Source organism: Pedobacter soli (assembly GCF_900101435.1).
In the GTDB taxonomy this organism is placed as follows: domain Bacteria; phylum Bacteroidota; class Bacteroidia; order Sphingobacteriales; family Sphingobacteriaceae; genus Pedobacter; species Pedobacter soli.
In genome coordinates this window covers 342622-357969 of sequence record NZ_FMZH01000001.1, presented here as the reverse complement: position 1 = coordinate 357969, position 15348 = coordinate 342622, and the positions used below count along the sequence as shown (strand labels likewise).

Below are 15348 nucleotides of genomic sequence, written 5' to 3'. Positions count from 1 at the left end.
AAGCAAGTAATAATGCTATGTTTGTTTACAAAACAAAAGCCCTAAGTTACAATTTATGAGCGTTCAGCAAATACCAACCGGAAAAATTATTGATGGCGAAGAAGTTATCGCAATCGAACTAACCAATAGTAAAGGCACTTACGTTAAAATATTTAATTACGGTGCAATCATCAGTAAGTTTGTCGTTAAAAATGCAAATGGCGAAATGCAGGATATTGTATTGGGTTTCGATGATATTGAAGGATACCTTGACCCGGCCTACCTGGCTAATTACCCTTATTTTGGAGCAGTAGTTGGCCGTTATGCTAACCGCATTAAAAACGGCCGTTTTACCATTGATGGGGAAACGTACCAATTGGCTCAAAATGCAGGTACCGATACGCTACATGGAGGTATTACCGGCTTCGATAAAAAAGTTTGGGATGTGATTGATATTGTAGACGGACCACAATCGGCTGTTACTTTGCAATACGAAAGTCCGGATGGTGAAGAAAACTTTCCGGGAAACCTGATTGTAGATTTAACCTTCGAACTGACCGAAAATGATGAACTGATTCTGAGTTTCGAAGCAGAGACCGATCAGGCTACAGCCATTAACTTAACTCACCATGGTTACTTTAATTTAGCACCAAAGGGCGGAAATATTAAAAACCATAAATTACAAATCTTCTCATCTAACTATCTGGAGCAGGATGATAATTATTCGGTAACCGGTAAATTGATTCCTGTTAAAGATACTGCACATGATTTTACGCAGTTAAAAGAAATTGGCCGCGACTGGAATGAAGACGAAGGCTATGATCAGACTTTTGTGCTCGATAAGATTTATGGCGATTTATCGCTGGCTTCGAAAACAATCGAGGACGAAAGTGGTTTAACTTTAAATGTATATACTACCGAGCCAGTAGCGCATTTGTATACCGCTAAATATTTAGATGTGAAAAATGGCAAAGAGGGGCGTGATTACGAAAGCTACAGCGCTTTTTGCGTAGAAACACAACATCACCCCAATGGAATTAACATTCCGGAATTTCCCAGTACTGTGTTAAGACCAGAGGATTTATATACACAAACAACAGTTTACAAGGTTTCATTAAACAGATAAAATATGTTTACCATTTCTAACATCCAGATAGCAGCTGCAAAGATTAAAACCGGTGCAGATTTTCCTCAGTTTATTAAAGAAATTAAGGCTATGGGGGTTAAACGGAATGATGTATATGTAAACAATGGCTTATCTATTTATTTTGACGATGAAGATAATGCACAGCAGGAGAGTCCGGAGGATTATCCTGCTTTAATTATTAATGAAGCATCTTCGGCTGGAAAGCTTGAGCATGCTTTGAAAATACATCAGCAAGGCGAAACTGATTTTATTACTTTCTGTAAGCAGGCTGCCGATGCCGGCGTCGAAAAATGGATTATTGATACAGAAGAAATGACTTGTACCTACTTAGATAGCGCAGGGAATGAACTGGTGAAAGAAGAAATACCTAAGGTTTAAGCACCTAAATAAGTGGATTGGTGTTATGCCTGAACATCCATCCACTCAATCTTTCAAGATTCATTAATTAAATCCGCTCTAACACCATCTTAATCGCATCTTCAACTACCTTATTGGGGTTGCTGCTGAATTCGAATTTTACCCTGCTGGCCAAAATAGCATTTACCGAAAGTGCTTTGTGTCCCAAAACCTTTGCTAAAGCATAAATTCCGGCAGTTTCCATTTCTAAATTGGTAATACGGTGCTGGTTGCTGTTAAAGCTGTTAATTAAACTGATGAAATCGGGTATTGCATTTTTAGCGCGTACCATTCTGCCTTGCGGGGCATAAAATCCGGGTGCAGTGATGGTGATGCCATGGTGCATATCTTTGCCTATCGTATTGAGTAAAACATCATTGGCGGCTGTTAAATAAGGATTTATATTTTTCAGATGACCAAAATGTGCTTTCAGGTCGTCCATTAAGCTGCGTTCATCGCCGGTAAGTTCATGGTAATAGTAATTCATGAGTGCATCCATCCCAAGGCCATACGATGAAGCCAGGATTGTACCCACAGGAATGTCGGGTTGAACGGCGCCCGAAGTGCCGACGCGAATAATATTTAATGAAGTGAGGTGCTTTTTAACCTCCCGGGTATCAAAATCAATATTTACGAGGGCGTCGAGTTCGTTAAAAACAATATCAATATTATCGGTACCAATACCTGTTGAAAGTACCGTAACCCGCTTTTTACCTACATAGCCAGTATGCGTTATAAATTCTCGCTTACCTTTTTTTAACTCAATTTTATCGAAGTATTTACTTACTTCGCCAACCCGGTCAGGGTCGCCAACAGTAATTACGTGGTCGGCAACGTCACCAGGCAATAAATTTAAGTGGTAAATGCTGCCATCCGGGTTAATAATTAAGTCGCTTTCAGCTATTTTCATGGTATCATCGGTTAGTTTAAACTGTACAATTCAGCGCAAAATTGTTTGTTTGAATAAATTTCTATTTCAGCGGCCACAGATTCACAGATTGGATCTAATCTGCTAATCTGTGGCTTTTTAATAACGAGATTGATTGCTTTAAAATATTATGGCTAAACAGTTTGCAGGTACTTTAATTTAACACCTGCTATTTTATCAAATTTACCTAAAATCTGGTTTAACTGGTTTTTTCTGATTTCGAATTTCAATACGCATTGCGTGTCGAATTGTTGCGCCAAAACATCAATATGCTCTTCTTTTACCAGCTTCATTACATCGTTCATTTGAAGATAATCAAAATTAGCTTCATAAACATCATTTACGGTTTTGTTTATGATTTTTGATGCTTTAAGTGCTTCAATACTAGCAGTTTTATATGCGTTAATTAAACCCGGGACACCTAATAATGTTCCGCCGAAATATCGCACTACAACCATTAAGATATTGGTTACATCTTCTGATAGCAGGCAGTTGAGAATAGGTCTGCCCGCAGTACCCGATGGTTCACCATCATCATTTATGCGGAATACCGAACGATCGGGCGTGAGCCGGTAAGCGTAGCAAAAATGCCTGGCCTTGGTATGTTCAGCTCTTAACGCAGTAATAATGGGTTTAACTTCCTCTTCTGAACGAATGGGGTAAGCATAAGCAATAAATTTGCTGCCTTTATCTCGAAATATGCCTTCTGAAGCACTTTCGATTGTTTTATAAGTATCATCGAACAGCATTTTGCGATAGTGTTATGCAAACAACCGCGGCAATAGCCATGATTATTCCGATGTAGTTTACCTTTGTTAATTTTTCTTTAAATACCAGAACGCCAATCAAGGTGCCAACAATAATAACCCCCAGGTTCATGGCAGCAAATACAGTAGAAGGGTTTTGCGCCAGTGCCTGATGTGCTTTGAGATAAAAAAGGATGTTGCCGAAATTAAAGAAGCCTAAAATCAGTCCGCAGGCCAGGTTAACCAGTTGCAGCTTTATTTTTCCTGAAATCGTCATTACAGTAACAATGATTAACGAAACCACAAAAGCCATACAGAAAACAGTAAACAGCGAGGTGGTATAAGGTAATGCTTTATATAAGGCAATTTGTTTAAACAGTACATCAATTGCTCCGAAACCAATAAATACCATTACCGGGAAGATCAGATTTCCTGTTTTTTGATCGGGATTGCTTTTGCGTAAAAACGTAAGGAAAATGGCTGTAAAACCGATGGCGAGGCCAATTATTTTTAAATCGTTAAAATCTTCTTTAAAAATAAAATATGCTGCCAGTATTGGGATAAATAGCGACAGACGTTGAGCGATATCGGTTTTAACTATGCCCAGGCTTTTAACCGAAGCTGCAAGAAACAAGAATATAGTAGGTAAGAGTATAGCCAGCGCCGTATAAATTGGCCATGGAGCAGTACTGTTTAGTAATTTGATATCGGGTTTAAAAAAGAAAAAGCAAAGCGTTAAGGCGGCAAAATAGTTTACGGTAACGGCTTGTATGATGCTGATTTGATACCTTTTAGCCAGTTTTAATAGTATGGCTACGGTAACACTGCAGCAAATGCTTAAAATAATGTAGATCATTTATTTAGGTCGTTTATATAGATAGAAAGTTTATCATTTCCAACTTGAACCTGCTCTTGCAGATTGCCATTAATTACAGGTGAAGCAATGCCTTCGTTCCAGCTGGTAGAGGAAGTAAAAACACGGGCTTCATCCCAGAGACCGGCTTCTAAAAATTGTTTTAAAATTTGTGCACCACCTTCTATAATTACCGATTGTACATCCATTAAATAAAGTTGAAAAGCAATCTTCTGTGGTAGATAGAAATGCATGTCTTCCATTTGGATATAGTGGATATTGCCAGCTACATCGGTTTTAACTTCGTTAAAAATAATGGTTTTGGCTTCGTCGTTATAAAGGTGATTGCTTTGCGGAACCTGCAGGTTTTTATCAATAAGCAAACGTATTGGGTTTTTTCCCGGCCATTCTCTTGAGGTTAACCGTGGATTATCGATAATAGCCGTTTGTTTGCCAATCAGGATAGCATCTTCTTCAGTACGCCATTGGTGAGCCAAACGTTTGGCTAAAGCACCGCTAATCCATTTCTGATGCCCATCATTTGTAGCGAAATAACCATTGGCTGTTTCTGCCCATTTTAAAATAACGTAAGGTCGTTGTTGTTGTATACGGGTAAAAAATCTGCGGTTGAAATGGCGGCATTCAGCATCTAAAACACCACTTACTACCACTATACCAGCGTTTTTAAGTTTTGCTATTCCTTTGCCATCTACGCCCGAAAAAGGATCGCGGTTACCGATTACAACCTTTTTAAGCTGATGTTTTACCAGTAAATCGGCACAAGGCGGAGTTTTACCAAAGTGCGCACAAGGTTCTAAATTTACATAAGCAGTGGCTTGTTTTAACAGACTTTCGGCCTGTTCGCCATATTTATCAAGCACTGCTTTTACTGCATTGGGTTCGGCATGTGCCTGGCCATATTGCTGGTGATAGCCTTCGCCAATAATTTGGTTATTAGCCACAATTACACAACCAACCATCGGGTTTGGACTAACCTGACCACTGCCTAAAGCAGCCAATTCCAGGCAGCGTTTGATGTAAAATTCGTCGCTCATGGTGGCAAAAATAGTAAAAAAATGAGTGATGGAATGCCCAAAACAGAATTGATATCGTCCTAAATAAGTAATTTTGCTGCCATTAAAATTCAGGTGGATGCAGCAATCTGTTTGTTGATGAATCTATCTGTTAAAACAAAATTTGTTAATGAAAACCGGAGAATTAGAAGCAATTTATCAGTTGGAGCTCGAAACTTTGTATGATGGAGAGGAAGCTAAAGCTTTGTTTAGCCTTGCTGCAGAGCACGTTTTAGCCTTGTCGCCAACCCGTTTGCGGATGGAGCGTGATACTGATGTTACTTTTATCCACGAACAGCAATTGTTGAGTATCCTTAACGATTTACAGCTGGGAAAGCCCCTGCAGTATATTTTAGGTGAGGCGCATTTTTATGGTCTGGTATTTAAGGTTAACGAATATGTGCTCATTCCAAGGCCTGAGACCGAAGAGCTGGTAGATTGGATTATAGCAGATAGCAATTTGCAGTTTGCAGTTGGCGACATTAAAATTTTAGATATCGGAACAGGTTCAGGTTGTATTCCGGTTACGCTTAAAAAGCACCTGCCGCAAGCACAGGTATCAACTTTAGATGTTTCGGCTGAAGCAATAGCAGTTGCCAGACAAAATGCTAGGCAAAATGGTGTGGAAGTAGATTTTATTGAAGCAGATATATTAAGTTTCAAAAGTGAATTAAAATTTGATGTAATCGTTAGTAACCCGCCTTATATCAGGTTGTTAGAGCAGGCAGAAATGCACGAGAATGTTTTGGCGAATGAACCACATTTAGCACTTTTTGTAAGCGATGAAGACCCCTTGATTTTTTATAAAGCTATAGCCAGTTTTGCGCAAACTAACCTCAATCCAGGTGGAAAGCTGTACTTCGAAATTAATGAGTATTTGGGTGAAGAAACAGTTGATATGTTGGATGATAAAGGATTTAAAAATATTGAGTTAAGAAAAGATATGCAGGGGAAGGATAGGATGGTGCGCTGCGATTTAAGTGCCTAAGATCTGGGGTGAAATTGAGTAATAACCTCTCTTAAATAATCGCGGTCAATATGGGTATAAATTTCGGTAGTGGTAATGCTCGAGTGACCCAACATTTCCTGTACGGCACGTAAATCGGCACCACCTTCAATTAAATGCGTGGCAAAAGAATGCCTTAAGGTATGTGGACTAATGGTTTTCTTCAAGCCCGTACCTGCAGCGAGGCTTTTGATTAAATTAAATATCGATATCCTTGAAAGCTTTGCGCCAAAACGGTTTAAAAAGATAAAGTCTTCATGTCCTTTTTTAATGTTGGCATGCACACGGACTTCGTTAATGTAGATTTCCATCAGCTTCAATGCTTCACTTCCGATAGGTATTAAACGTTCTTTATTCCCTTTACCAATTACTTTTATAAATTCGATTTGTGGAAAAATATTGGATATTTTTAAATCGGTTAACTCACTAACCCTAAGTCCACAACCATACAATACCTCAATTATTGCTTTATTACGCATACCCTCAGGTTTAGAGGCATCGATGGCAGCAATTAGCGCATTGATTTCATATATATTTAGGGTATCGGGCAGTTTCCGGCTAAGCTTAGGGGCTTCAATTAATGCTGTAGGGTCTGTTGTAATTACTTCTTCGAGCATTAAATAAGTGAAAAAAGCCTTTAAGCCCGATATTACCCTGGCCTGTGTACTGGCCTGCATACCGAGCTCGTTTAACCACGAAATGAAAGATTTAATATCCGTTACATGGATATCACTTAGCTGTGGCGCTTCATCCAGCGATTGATAGTATTGGGTCAGTTTTTCAATATCGCCCAGATAAGCATCAACAGAATGTACTGCCAAAGATCGCTCGAGCTTTAAATACGACTTAAAACCTTTAATATATGATGGCCAAAGCATGCTTTTATTTGAGATTTTTTATAACATTGCAACGTTACAACATTTAACGTTACAACAGATCATGAAAATACAAATTATTAACGGCCCCAACTTAAATCTTTTAGGCGTACGCGAACCTTCTATTTACGGCAATACAAGTATCGAAGATTATATTAAAGAACTGAAAACAGCGTATCCGACTATCGAAATAGATTACTATCAAAGCAATGTAGAGGGCGAGCTGATTAATAAATTACATGAAATTGGTTTCAGTTATGATGGCATTATCCTGAACGCAGGTGGTTATACTCACACATCTGTTGCCATTGCCGATGCCATTGCAGCCATTAAAACGCCGGTTGTAGAGGTGCACATTTCAAATATTTACGCCCGTGAAGAATACCGCCATGTATCTTTAACGGGTAAGAACTGTCAAGGCGTTTTAACCGGTTTTGGAATGAAAGGTTACCGACTTGCATTGGAAAGTCTTTTAAACTAATCAAAAACAATATGCTTAAACATCTAATATTAACTGCTCTACTCTTTACCGGCCTATTTGCACAGGCTCAGGAAACTACAACACAAAAGACCATCCTTAACGAACAATCGGTAATACGGGGCGAAGACGGGATGGTTTATCCCTACAACACCTGGAAAAAGCTGATGCAATCAGGTAAATATGGTATAAAGGATAGAAAAACCTTTACTGATAGAGGCGAAAAGGAATACCTGATTTACGAACTCTCTGCCGATCAGAAAGCAGCTTATGTGAATAGAATGCCCAGGCCGCGCGAAAGCGAATCTTTTAAAGAAGGTGAATTGTTTAATGGATTTAAGATCAGCGATATAGATGGTAACAAATATAACCTGAAAGATAGTACCGGAAAGGTGTATGTGATTAATTTCTGGTTTATCAATTGCCCGCCTTGCAAGGCAGAAATTCCGCACCTGAACGAGATTGTAGCCAAATATAAAGACAACAAGGATGTAGTTTTTCTGGCAATAGCCCTGGATGAAAAGTATGAGCTTAAGCCTTTTCTAAAAACAACCCCCTTTGATTATCACATTATCAGCGGTGGGCGCTCTATTGCCAGCAAATATGGCGTAAAAGGCTATCCTACGCACGTGGTTATTGATAAAAAGGGCTATATTAAATTCAGTACGCTGGGGTTGGGAGCAAGTACGGTAAACTGGGTTGAAAAATCGATTGAGGAATCTTTAAAATAGTTGATGTTTTTTACTGCAATGGTATATATGCTTAGCGCTATGCTCCATGCTTTTTTATTGGAGCTTTTTTCACCACCGAGGTCACAGAGCTTTACACAGAGTAACACGGAGTTTTATGATATTTAACATTAACCAGAATAGTAATATACTTAACTCTGTGCCCTTCGTGCCCTGCTCAGTGTGCTCTGTGGTTAAAATAAGCCCGAGAAATATTTGATTTTTCGGATAAAAAAAGCCCAAACCACACTATTGTTGAATACACCCTGGTGTGTAGCATAAGGTTTTTGAAATGCCTTTCGCTTTTTATTTGTTTTAGCAAGCGATTTTAAAAAGTACCAGTGCCCTTTACTTACCGCCATGGTAAATTTGGGCTTTCCGCTCAGTAAGAAGTGCCACCAGGCCACAAAATCAATGCACATCCTGATGAAAATCCTGAAAACAGCATCGCCTGCAGGCAGGTTTTTTTGCATAATAATTAGGTTATTCCTGAAATTAAGATAGGTTTTAAACGGATTTTCGGTTTGTAAAGTGCCTCCACCCACATGGTATACTTCAGCATCCGGACAGTACATTACTTTGTAATTCAGGTTTTTTAAGCGCCAGCACAGGTCAATTTCTTCCATGTGCGCAAAAAGGTCGGCATCTAATCCGCCAGCCTCTTTCCAGCATTTACTTTTAATGAAGAAAGCAGCGCCACTGGCCCAGAAAACTTCCCTGGTATCGTTGTACTGACCGTTATCCTGTTCGTATACATTAAATAACCTTCCCCTGCAAAACGGAAATGCATAAATATCAAGATAACCACCAGCTGCACCAGCGTATTCGAACTGGTTTTTGTCGTTGTACCATTTAATTTTTGGCTGTGCAGCGGCAATTGTTGCATCACTTTCCATTAAATCAATCACTGGCTGGATCCAGTTGGGGGTAACTTCTACATCAGAGTTTAGTAAGATAAAATAATCAGCATCAACACGTTCCAGTACTTTGTTGTAACCACCCGCAAAGCCATAATTAACTTCGTTGCTGATAATTTTAACACTGGGGAATTTTTCCTGTACAAATGAAACCGAATCATCAGTTGAGGCATTATCACCCACAATAATTTGCAGGTTATCATACTTGCTCTGTAAAATTCCGGGTAAAAATTGTTCTAAATATGCTTTTCCATTCCAGTTTAAAATTACAACGGCTACTGAAGGACTCATTCTTTTTTATTTCGGGTTAAATTTCCGTTTTATGGCTGTTAGGCCAAATCATCTGTTTGTTTATATCGATAAATTTAAAAATAGGAGCTATTGCTATACTTTTTTCTCAGGCCATGGCGCAATAAAGCAGATAATGTAGTAATCTTGCAGAAAAAAGCAGTGGGAGGACAATTGCTATGGCCGGGTATATAAAAATACGCCAGGATGTGAATTTCCTCTTTAAATCATTATTTTTAAACGTTTCAGCTACAAACATAAATTTTCAAATGCAGAATACAGCTATACTTCCATTATTTTATCTCCCGCCAGTTGGTTATTTTAGTTTATTGCAAAAGTTAGGGGGCGATTTTTTAATAGAAAAACACGAACATTTAACCAAGCAAACGTACCGGAACCGGGCCAGCATTTATTCGCCAAATGGAAAGCTTGATCTGACTGTTCCAGTGGTTAAAGGTTCGAAAACGCATACCAAGATGAAAGATGTACGCATTAGCTACGATTTTAAATGGCAGCGTTTACATTGGCTTAGTTTAGAGGGGTGTTACAGAAGTTCAGCGTATTTTGAGTATTACGAAGACGAGCTGTCGCGCTTTTATCATAAAAAATTTGAGTTTTTGTTCGATTATAACCTCGAATTGGTAGAATGGCTGAATAAAAAACTCAAACTGCCCCTTGTAATGAATACAACCTCCGAATATAGTGATACTGTGCCTCCTGAGCTCGATTTTAGGGGGATGATGAGCCCTAAAAAGGAAGAAGATATTGTAAATAACAAGCCATATTATCAGGTTTTTGAAGACAGGCATCAATTTTTACCCAACTTAAGCATCGTTGATTTGTTATTCAATCAAGGCCCGCAGGCCCGGTTATATTTATAATTATGGGTAAAAACAAACCACGTAACAGGCATAAGCACTACAAAGTGCCGGCACCGGGCACCAGTCCGGGCTTATATGCCATTGATGAAGAAGCTTTAAAACCGGTAATTGTGCTGCATACTTATAACGAGAAAAGTTATAAGAAAGTAGAACTGGATAATATCAACGACATTGGTAAACTGATTGAAAGCAAGGATTTTAATTACTGGTTTGATATTAAAGGTTTGGGTGATCCGAGTATGTTCGAAACTTTATATTCGAAATACGACATCAGCCGCCTGGTTTTAGAAGATATTACCAGTTCATACCAGCGCCCGAAATTAGATGAATACGACAACGATAAGTATATTTTTTCGGTTAGCCGGCACCTGTATTTAAATGATGAGGGTGTTTTAAATAACGATCAGATCTCATTTATCCTTTCTGAACGGACTTTAATTACTTTTCAGGAGACTTATGCAGATTGTTTTGAGCCTGTACGCAAACGTTTGGAAGTAGGTAAGGGAAACATCAGGATAGGTGGGAGCAGTTACCTCATGTATGCCATTATGGATGTGATTGTAGATAACTATTTTGCGCTTTTAAACTTTTGGGGCGAAGAACTGGATGCGATTGAAGACCGCCTGTTTGATAATCCGGACCGGCGGATTATGTACGATACCCAGGGTATTAAACGCTCGCTGATTACCATCAGAAAGATAGCCTGGCCGGAGCGCGATAAACTGAACGATATTATCAGAACAGACAGCCCATTAATTTCTGATCTGACCAAAACCTATATGAAAGATGCTTACGACCATTGCATCCAGATTATTGATTTTATCGAATCGTTAAAGGAGATTGCTTCTGCCAATATTGATATGAACCTGTCAATCATCAGTAACCGGATGAATGAGATTATGAAGGTGTTGACAATCATTTCATCTATTTTTATCCCGCTAACTTTTATTGCGGGTATTTACGGCATGAACTTTAGTCGGGAAGATCCGGCTACAGGTAAGATATTGCCCGATAATATGCCCGAACTATACAGTCCGCACGGTTATACATGGACGTGGATTGTGATGCTGGTAATTGCCTTGCTGCAAGTGATTTATTTTTGGCGCAAGGGTTGGTTTAAATAATTTTTATTTTTAAAATGTACCAATTTTTGGTAACTTTAATCATATTTTAATATAAAAACTATGGGACGAAATACATCAATGGCTTTAGGAGATCATTTTGAAAATTTTGTTGATGAAAGAATTTCTGAAGGAAGATTTAAGAATGCAAGTGAAGTTATTCGCGCAGGGTTAAGATTATTGGAAGAAGAAGAAAATAAGATTAAAATTTTGAGAGAAGCACTTCAGGTTGGAATTGATAGTGGTGTGGTAAAAGATTTTGATCCGAAAAAACATCTTGAAATGTTAAAAGCCAAAAAGAGAAAAAATGGCTAAGTTCTCACTTAGTCATAAAGCACTTGAAGATTTAAGTGAAATTTGGAATTATACTTATGATGTTTGGTCTGAAAAACAAGCAGACAAATATTATAAACTGCTAATGGGATTCTGCGATCAGATTGTTGAAAGACCAGAGATTGGAAGGAATTATAAGGAAACAAATCAGGATATATTTGGAATCAAAGTTGGTGAACATATCATTTTCTATCGAATAATGGAAAACAGAGAAATTGAAATAGCCAGGATTTTACATGCTAAGATGGATTTAGAAGGTAAAATGTCAGAATTTTAATTATGCTGAATGATTGACTTAATAGTCGATTTTTGCAATATACATTTTTAATAATTGTAGCTTTAGGGCGTTTTAGGTTAGGCAACAAATGCAGTCATTCGAAATAGATAAAAGCGACGTACTGAAGGTTAAAAATGCAATTTTAGCCGGTGACGAGGTTTTGATGGAGGTTTTGGCAGAATACCATGCCTCAGAAATTGCGATTTTATTTGAGCGGTTAGATAAATCAGAACAGCAGCATATCATTAATTTGCTGCCAGCTGAAACAGCTTCCGAAATTATTTCGGAGATGGACGAAGAGTCACATCCCGAGGATTTGCTTTTTCAACTGCATCCGGATAAGCGTACCGAAATTGTTGAAGAGCTGGATTACGATGATGCGACCGACATTATTTCGCAGCTCGAAGATCACGAACAGAAAGAAATTCTCGAAGATCTGGAAGATGACCACGCTTCCGAAATCAGGAACCTGTTAACCTACGACGAGAAAACAGCGGGTGGATTGATGAACACGGAGCTGATCTGTGTAAACATTAACCTCACCAAGAAAGATGCCATCGATGAAATTATCCGCCAGAGCGAAGAAATGGAAGAGTTTTATACCATTTACGTGGTGGATGATGAAGCGATTTTTAAAGGCATTGTATCGCTCAAAGATATTATCAAGGCTAAGCACAATGCCCAAATAACCGAACTGGTAAAGGTTGATGCCGTTTATGTGCACCCCGACACCGATCAGGAAGAAGTAGCCAATTTAATTTCGCAATATAACTTAACGAGTATTCCAGTAATCGACGATCACCAGAAACTATTGGGAAGGGTAACTTTCGATGATGTAATCGATGTAATGGAGGCCGAGAGTACCGAAGATATCCTTAAAATTTCGGGGGTATCGGAAGATGAGGAACTAAGTGGTAACTGGGTTGAGGCGGTAAAATCGCGTTTGCCCTGGCTCATTATTAATTTAGGTACGGCATTTTTAGCTTCTTCGGTAGTGCGCTATTTCGATCCTACCATAAAGTTAATCCCATCATTAGCGGCTTACATGACCATTATTGCCGGAATGGGCGGAAATGCCGCTACACAAGCACTTGCGGTAACCGTAAGGCGTATTTCGCTTTACGATTTGACCGATAAGCAGGCTTACCGCACCGTATTAAAAGAGTTTACCGTAGGTTTAATTAACGGTGCATCGAACGGTTTAATCGTATTTATTTTTGCTTTCTTTTTTGATGGAAATCCGATGCTGGGTTTGGTTATCTTCCTGGCAATGACCGGGAACCTGATTATTGCAGGCATAACCGGGGCGGGTATCCCGTTAATTTTAAAAAGGGTAGGTATCGATCCTGCCATTGCATCATCTATAATTATTACTACTTTTACCGATGTTTTTGGCTTCCTGTTAATTTTAGGTTTAGCCAGCAAACTTTTACTATAGCTTAAACAAATCCTGATCCGAATGCAAATGACAAGACACGATTGGACAAAAGAAGAAATATACGAAATATACAATAGACCATTTTTAGATCTGGTTTACGAAGCAGCAAGCATACACCGCGCAAATAAAGATTACAATGAGGTTCAGGTAAGCTCATTGATTTCGATTAAAACCGGTGGCTGTAAAGAAGATTGTTCTTATTGCCCGCAGGCCGCCCGTTACCATACCGATGTAGAAGTACAACCTATGATGCAGGTTAGCCAGGTGGTGAGTGCTGCTGTTAAAGCAAAAGAGGGTGGTGCATCACGTTTGTGCATGGGTGCTGCATGGCGCGAAGTGCGCGATAACCGCGATTTTGATCGTGTTATTGAAATGGTTAAAGCTGTTAACGATATGGATATGGAAGTTTGTTGTACCCTGGGTATGCTTACCGAAGATCAGGCACAGCGTTTAGCCGATGCTGGTTTATATGCTTACAACCACAATCTGGATACCTCTGAAGATGATTACAAACGCATTATCTCTACCAGGACTTACGACGACCGTTTAAATACCATTAATAATGTACGTAAAGCTAAATTAACCGTATGTAGTGGTGGTATTATTGGTTTAGGCGAAACCGTTGAAGATCGCGTTTCGATGCTGCAAACCTTATCTAACATGGAAACTCATCCGGAATCGGTTCCGGTTAATGCTTTGGTGCCGGTAAAAGGAACACCTTTAGAAAACCAGCCACGTGTACCTATTTGGGATATGGTAAGGATGATTGCTACAGCGCGTATCGTGATGCCTAATTCAGTAGTACGTTTATCGGCTGGAAGAAATGAAATGAGTACTTTAGAGCAGGCTTTCTGTTTCATGGCGGGTGCAAGCTCTATCTTCGCCGGCGATAAATTGTTAACTACGCCTAACCCGGCTTTTGTTGATGATATGGCTATGTTTGAGTTATTAGGGCTAAAAACCCGCGATGCTTTCAAAAATGGTCGTCCGGCTAATACTTTGGTTAAAGAAGAAGCAGTTTAGTTTATTTTCGTAATGTGAGATGTTACCATCTTACATGATTTAAATATTCATCAATAGGTTGTCAGCATTTGACACACAAAAAGGTCCCGATTAGATGGTAATCAGGACCTTTTTTGTGAAAAAAACATCTAAATGTTCCTTTTAAGGGATCGTCATTGCCAGCTTGACTGGCAATCTTAAAACTAATGCATTACGATTAGCTTCGCTGAGCACTTCGTGGTTCGAATGACGATCTTTCTAAGACGATGTTGTTATACTGACCTATATGGACAACCTACACTGCAGTTACCCTAACTTCTATATTCCCGCTAGTAGCCTTAGAATACGGACATGTTTTGTGCGCTTTTTCTGCCAGTAACTGCGCTTCTTCGTGCGATATTCCTGGAATATGTACATCCAGATCGGCCAAAAGTGCAAATGCGTTTCCATCTTTAGTAAACGAAACGAGCACTTTCACATTGGCTTCACTCACATCTACGCCTTCGCGTTCGGCAATTGAACCTAAGGCTCCTAAATAACACGGACCCCATGCTGCGGCGAATAATTCTTCGGGGTTGGTTGCTCCACCTTGCCCACCTAACTCTTTTGGTCTTCTTAAATCAAAGTCTAATATTCCATCGGCCGATTTAATGTGACCGTCTCTTCCTCCTGTAGCTGTTACTTCAGCTGTATACAATTTTTCCATCATTTTCTCTTAGTTGATTTAGAGATAACAATGCCTTTGCAGTCTTTGTTTTTATATGCTGTCTATGTAGTTAGTACTTATTTTTTGGTAAAAAATAATCTTCACCAAATATTTTTTGCTGATTCATGTAAAAAAATAAGTCATTGATATAAAATTTTGCTTCTAAAGTTTGCCGT

18 protein-coding genes are annotated in these 15348 nt (G+C 39.0%); 11 read left to right on the top strand and 7 right to left on the bottom strand.

Annotated elements, in window-relative coordinates; genetic code table 11:
• Positions 1–55: 55 nt before the first annotated feature.
• Positions 56–1105, top strand: a complete 1050-nt coding sequence (locus BLR37_RS01385; RefSeq protein ID WP_090763576.1) for an aldose epimerase family protein — start codon at positions 56–58, stop codon at positions 1103–1105.
• 3 nt (positions 1106–1108) lie between these two features.
• The gene (locus tag BLR37_RS01380) at positions 1109–1504 is read left to right on the top strand and encodes a DUF1398 domain-containing protein (protein ID WP_090763572.1); all 396 of its coding nucleotides are present in this window, start codon (positions 1109–1111) and stop codon (positions 1502–1504) included.
• Between the two features lie 67 nt (positions 1505–1571).
• On the opposite strand, the gene BLR37_RS01375 is transcribed toward BLR37_RS01380, so the two are convergent.
• The 4 genes from BLR37_RS01375 to ribD form a co-directional block, all read right to left on the bottom strand.
• The gene (locus BLR37_RS01375) at positions 1572–2432 is read right to left on the bottom strand and encodes a nucleoside phosphorylase (RefSeq protein WP_090763569.1); all 861 of its coding nucleotides are present in this window, start codon (positions 2430–2432) and stop codon (positions 1572–1574) included.
• 152 nt (positions 2433–2584) lie between these two features.
• Positions 2585–3199 (bottom strand): IMPACT family protein, encoded by a 615-nt coding sequence (locus BLR37_RS01370; protein WP_090763566.1) that lies wholly within the window; start codon positions 3197–3199, stop codon positions 2585–2587.
• Positions 3186–4052, bottom strand: a complete 867-nt coding sequence (locus tag BLR37_RS01365; protein ID WP_090763563.1) for a DMT family transporter — start codon at positions 4050–4052, stop codon at positions 3186–3188. The genes BLR37_RS01370 and BLR37_RS01365 overlap by 14 nt, the downstream gene beginning before the upstream one ends.
• Positions 4049–5104, bottom strand: a complete 1056-nt coding sequence (ribD, locus tag BLR37_RS01360; RefSeq protein WP_090763560.1) for a bifunctional diaminohydroxyphosphoribosylaminopyrimidine deaminase/5-amino-6-(5-phosphoribosylamino)uracil reductase RibD — start codon at positions 5102–5104, stop codon at positions 4049–4051. Before ribD ends, BLR37_RS01365 begins: the two co-directional genes overlap by 4 nt.
• Positions 5105–5252: 148 nt before the next feature.
• Here ribD and prmC point away from each other — a divergent pair, with 148 nt between their 5' ends.
• Positions 5253–6110 (top strand): peptide chain release factor N(5)-glutamine methyltransferase, encoded by an 858-nt coding sequence (gene prmC / locus BLR37_RS01355; protein ID WP_090763557.1) that lies wholly within the window; start codon positions 5253–5255, stop codon positions 6108–6110.
• Here the strand turns inward: prmC and xerD are convergent.
• Positions 6107–7006, bottom strand: a complete 900-nt coding sequence (xerD, locus tag BLR37_RS01350; protein ID WP_090763554.1) for a site-specific tyrosine recombinase XerD — start codon at positions 7004–7006, stop codon at positions 6107–6109. The two genes, prmC and xerD, sit on opposite strands and share 4 nt — an antisense overlap.
• A 61-nt stretch (positions 7007–7067) precedes the next feature.
• On the opposite strand from xerD, the gene aroQ reads away from it, so the two are divergent.
• On the top strand, positions 7068–7484 hold the full coding sequence (gene aroQ / locus BLR37_RS01345; RefSeq protein WP_090764803.1) for a type II 3-dehydroquinate dehydratase: 417 nt from the start codon (positions 7068–7070) through the stop codon (positions 7482–7484).
• Between the two features lie 11 nt (positions 7485–7495).
• Positions 7496–8212, top strand: a complete 717-nt coding sequence (locus BLR37_RS01340; protein WP_090763551.1) for a TlpA family protein disulfide reductase — start codon at positions 7496–7498, stop codon at positions 8210–8212.
• Between the two features lie 191 nt (positions 8213–8403).
• On the opposite strand, the gene BLR37_RS01335 is transcribed toward BLR37_RS01340, so the two are convergent.
• Positions 8404–9417 (bottom strand): glycosyltransferase family 2 protein, encoded by a 1014-nt coding sequence (locus BLR37_RS01335; protein ID WP_090763548.1) that lies wholly within the window; start codon positions 9415–9417, stop codon positions 8404–8406.
• A 266-nt stretch (positions 9418–9683) separates the two neighbouring features.
• Between BLR37_RS01335 and BLR37_RS01330 the strand changes: the two genes are divergently transcribed.
• The 6 genes from BLR37_RS01330 to bioB all read left to right on the top strand — a co-directional run bounded on the left by BLR37_RS01330 (position 9684) and on the right by bioB (position 14487).
• Positions 9684–10295 (top strand): WbqC family protein, encoded by a 612-nt coding sequence (locus BLR37_RS01330; RefSeq protein WP_090764799.1) that lies wholly within the window; start codon positions 9684–9686, stop codon positions 10293–10295.
• A 2-nt stretch (positions 10296–10297) separates the two neighbouring features.
• On the top strand, positions 10298–11419 hold the full coding sequence (corA, locus tag BLR37_RS01325) for a magnesium/cobalt transporter CorA (protein ID WP_167356526.1): 1122 nt from the start codon (positions 10298–10300) through the stop codon (positions 11417–11419).
• A 60-nt stretch (positions 11420–11479) separates the two neighbouring features.
• Entirely contained in the window at positions 11480–11731 is a 252-nt protein-coding gene (locus tag BLR37_RS01320) for a type II toxin-antitoxin system ParD family antitoxin (protein WP_039471058.1), read from the top strand.
• Positions 11724–12026 (top strand): type II toxin-antitoxin system RelE/ParE family toxin, encoded by a 303-nt coding sequence (locus tag BLR37_RS01315; protein ID WP_090763545.1) that lies wholly within the window; start codon positions 11724–11726, stop codon positions 12024–12026. The genes BLR37_RS01320 and BLR37_RS01315 overlap by 8 nt, the downstream gene beginning before the upstream one ends.
• Before the next feature lie 88 nt (positions 12027–12114).
• Entirely contained in the window at positions 12115–13464 is a 1350-nt protein-coding gene (mgtE, locus tag BLR37_RS01310; RefSeq protein ID WP_090763541.1) for a magnesium transporter, read from the top strand.
• 21 nt (positions 13465–13485) lie between these two features.
• On the top strand, positions 13486–14487 hold the full coding sequence (bioB, locus tag BLR37_RS01305; protein ID WP_090763537.1) for a biotin synthase BioB: 1002 nt from the start codon (positions 13486–13488) through the stop codon (positions 14485–14487).
• 274 nt (positions 14488–14761) lie between these two features.
• On the opposite strand, the gene BLR37_RS01300 is transcribed toward bioB, so the two are convergent.
• Positions 14762–15172: an organic hydroperoxide resistance protein gene (locus BLR37_RS01300; protein WP_090763534.1), complete on the bottom strand. Its 411-nt coding sequence runs from the start codon at positions 15170–15172 to the stop codon at positions 14762–14764.
• Positions 15173–15348 lie beyond the last annotated feature (176 nt).

Coding starts and splice junctions, on each gene's coding strand:
- BLR37_RS01385 (WP_090763576.1), top strand. CDS start 56: ATGAGCGTTCAGCAAATACCAACCGGAAAAATTATTGATGGCGAAGAA.
- BLR37_RS01380 (WP_090763572.1), top strand. CDS start 1,109: ATGTTTACCATTTCTAACATCCAGATAGCAGCTGCAAAGATTAAAACC.
- BLR37_RS01375 (WP_090763569.1), bottom strand. CDS start 2,432: ATGAAAATAGCTGAAAGCGACTTAATTATTAACCCGGATGGCAGCATT.
- BLR37_RS01370 (WP_090763566.1), bottom strand. CDS start 3,199: ATGCTGTTCGATGATACTTATAAAACAATCGAAAGTGCTTCAGAAGGC.
- BLR37_RS01365 (WP_090763563.1), bottom strand. CDS start 4,052: ATGATCTACATTATTTTAAGCATTTGCTGCAGTGTTACCGTAGCCATA.
- ribD (WP_090763560.1), bottom strand. CDS start 5,104: ATGAGCGACGAATTTTACATCAAACGCTGCCTGGAATTGGCTGCTTTA.
- prmC (WP_090763557.1), top strand. CDS start 5,253: ATGAAAACCGGAGAATTAGAAGCAATTTATCAGTTGGAGCTCGAAACT.
- xerD (WP_090763554.1), bottom strand. CDS start 7,006: ATGCTTTGGCCATCATATATTAAAGGTTTTAAGTCGTATTTAAAGCTC.
- aroQ (WP_090764803.1), top strand. CDS start 7,068: ATGAAAATACAAATTATTAACGGCCCCAACTTAAATCTTTTAGGCGTA.
- BLR37_RS01340 (WP_090763551.1), top strand. CDS start 7,496: ATGCTTAAACATCTAATATTAACTGCTCTACTCTTTACCGGCCTATTT.
- BLR37_RS01335 (WP_090763548.1), bottom strand. CDS start 9,417: ATGAGTCCTTCAGTAGCCGTTGTAATTTTAAACTGGAATGGAAAAGCA.
- BLR37_RS01330 (WP_090764799.1), top strand. CDS start 9,684: ATGCAGAATACAGCTATACTTCCATTATTTTATCTCCCGCCAGTTGGT.
- corA (WP_167356526.1), top strand. CDS start 10,298: ATGGGTAAAAACAAACCACGTAACAGGCATAAGCACTACAAAGTGCCG.
- BLR37_RS01320 (WP_039471058.1), top strand. CDS start 11,480: ATGGGACGAAATACATCAATGGCTTTAGGAGATCATTTTGAAAATTTT.
- BLR37_RS01315 (WP_090763545.1), top strand. CDS start 11,724: ATGGCTAAGTTCTCACTTAGTCATAAAGCACTTGAAGATTTAAGTGAA.
- mgtE (WP_090763541.1), top strand. CDS start 12,115: ATGCAGTCATTCGAAATAGATAAAAGCGACGTACTGAAGGTTAAAAAT.
- bioB (WP_090763537.1), top strand. CDS start 13,486: ATGCAAATGACAAGACACGATTGGACAAAAGAAGAAATATACGAAATA.
- BLR37_RS01300 (WP_090763534.1), bottom strand. CDS start 15,172: ATGGAAAAATTGTATACAGCTGAAGTAACAGCTACAGGAGGAAGAGAC.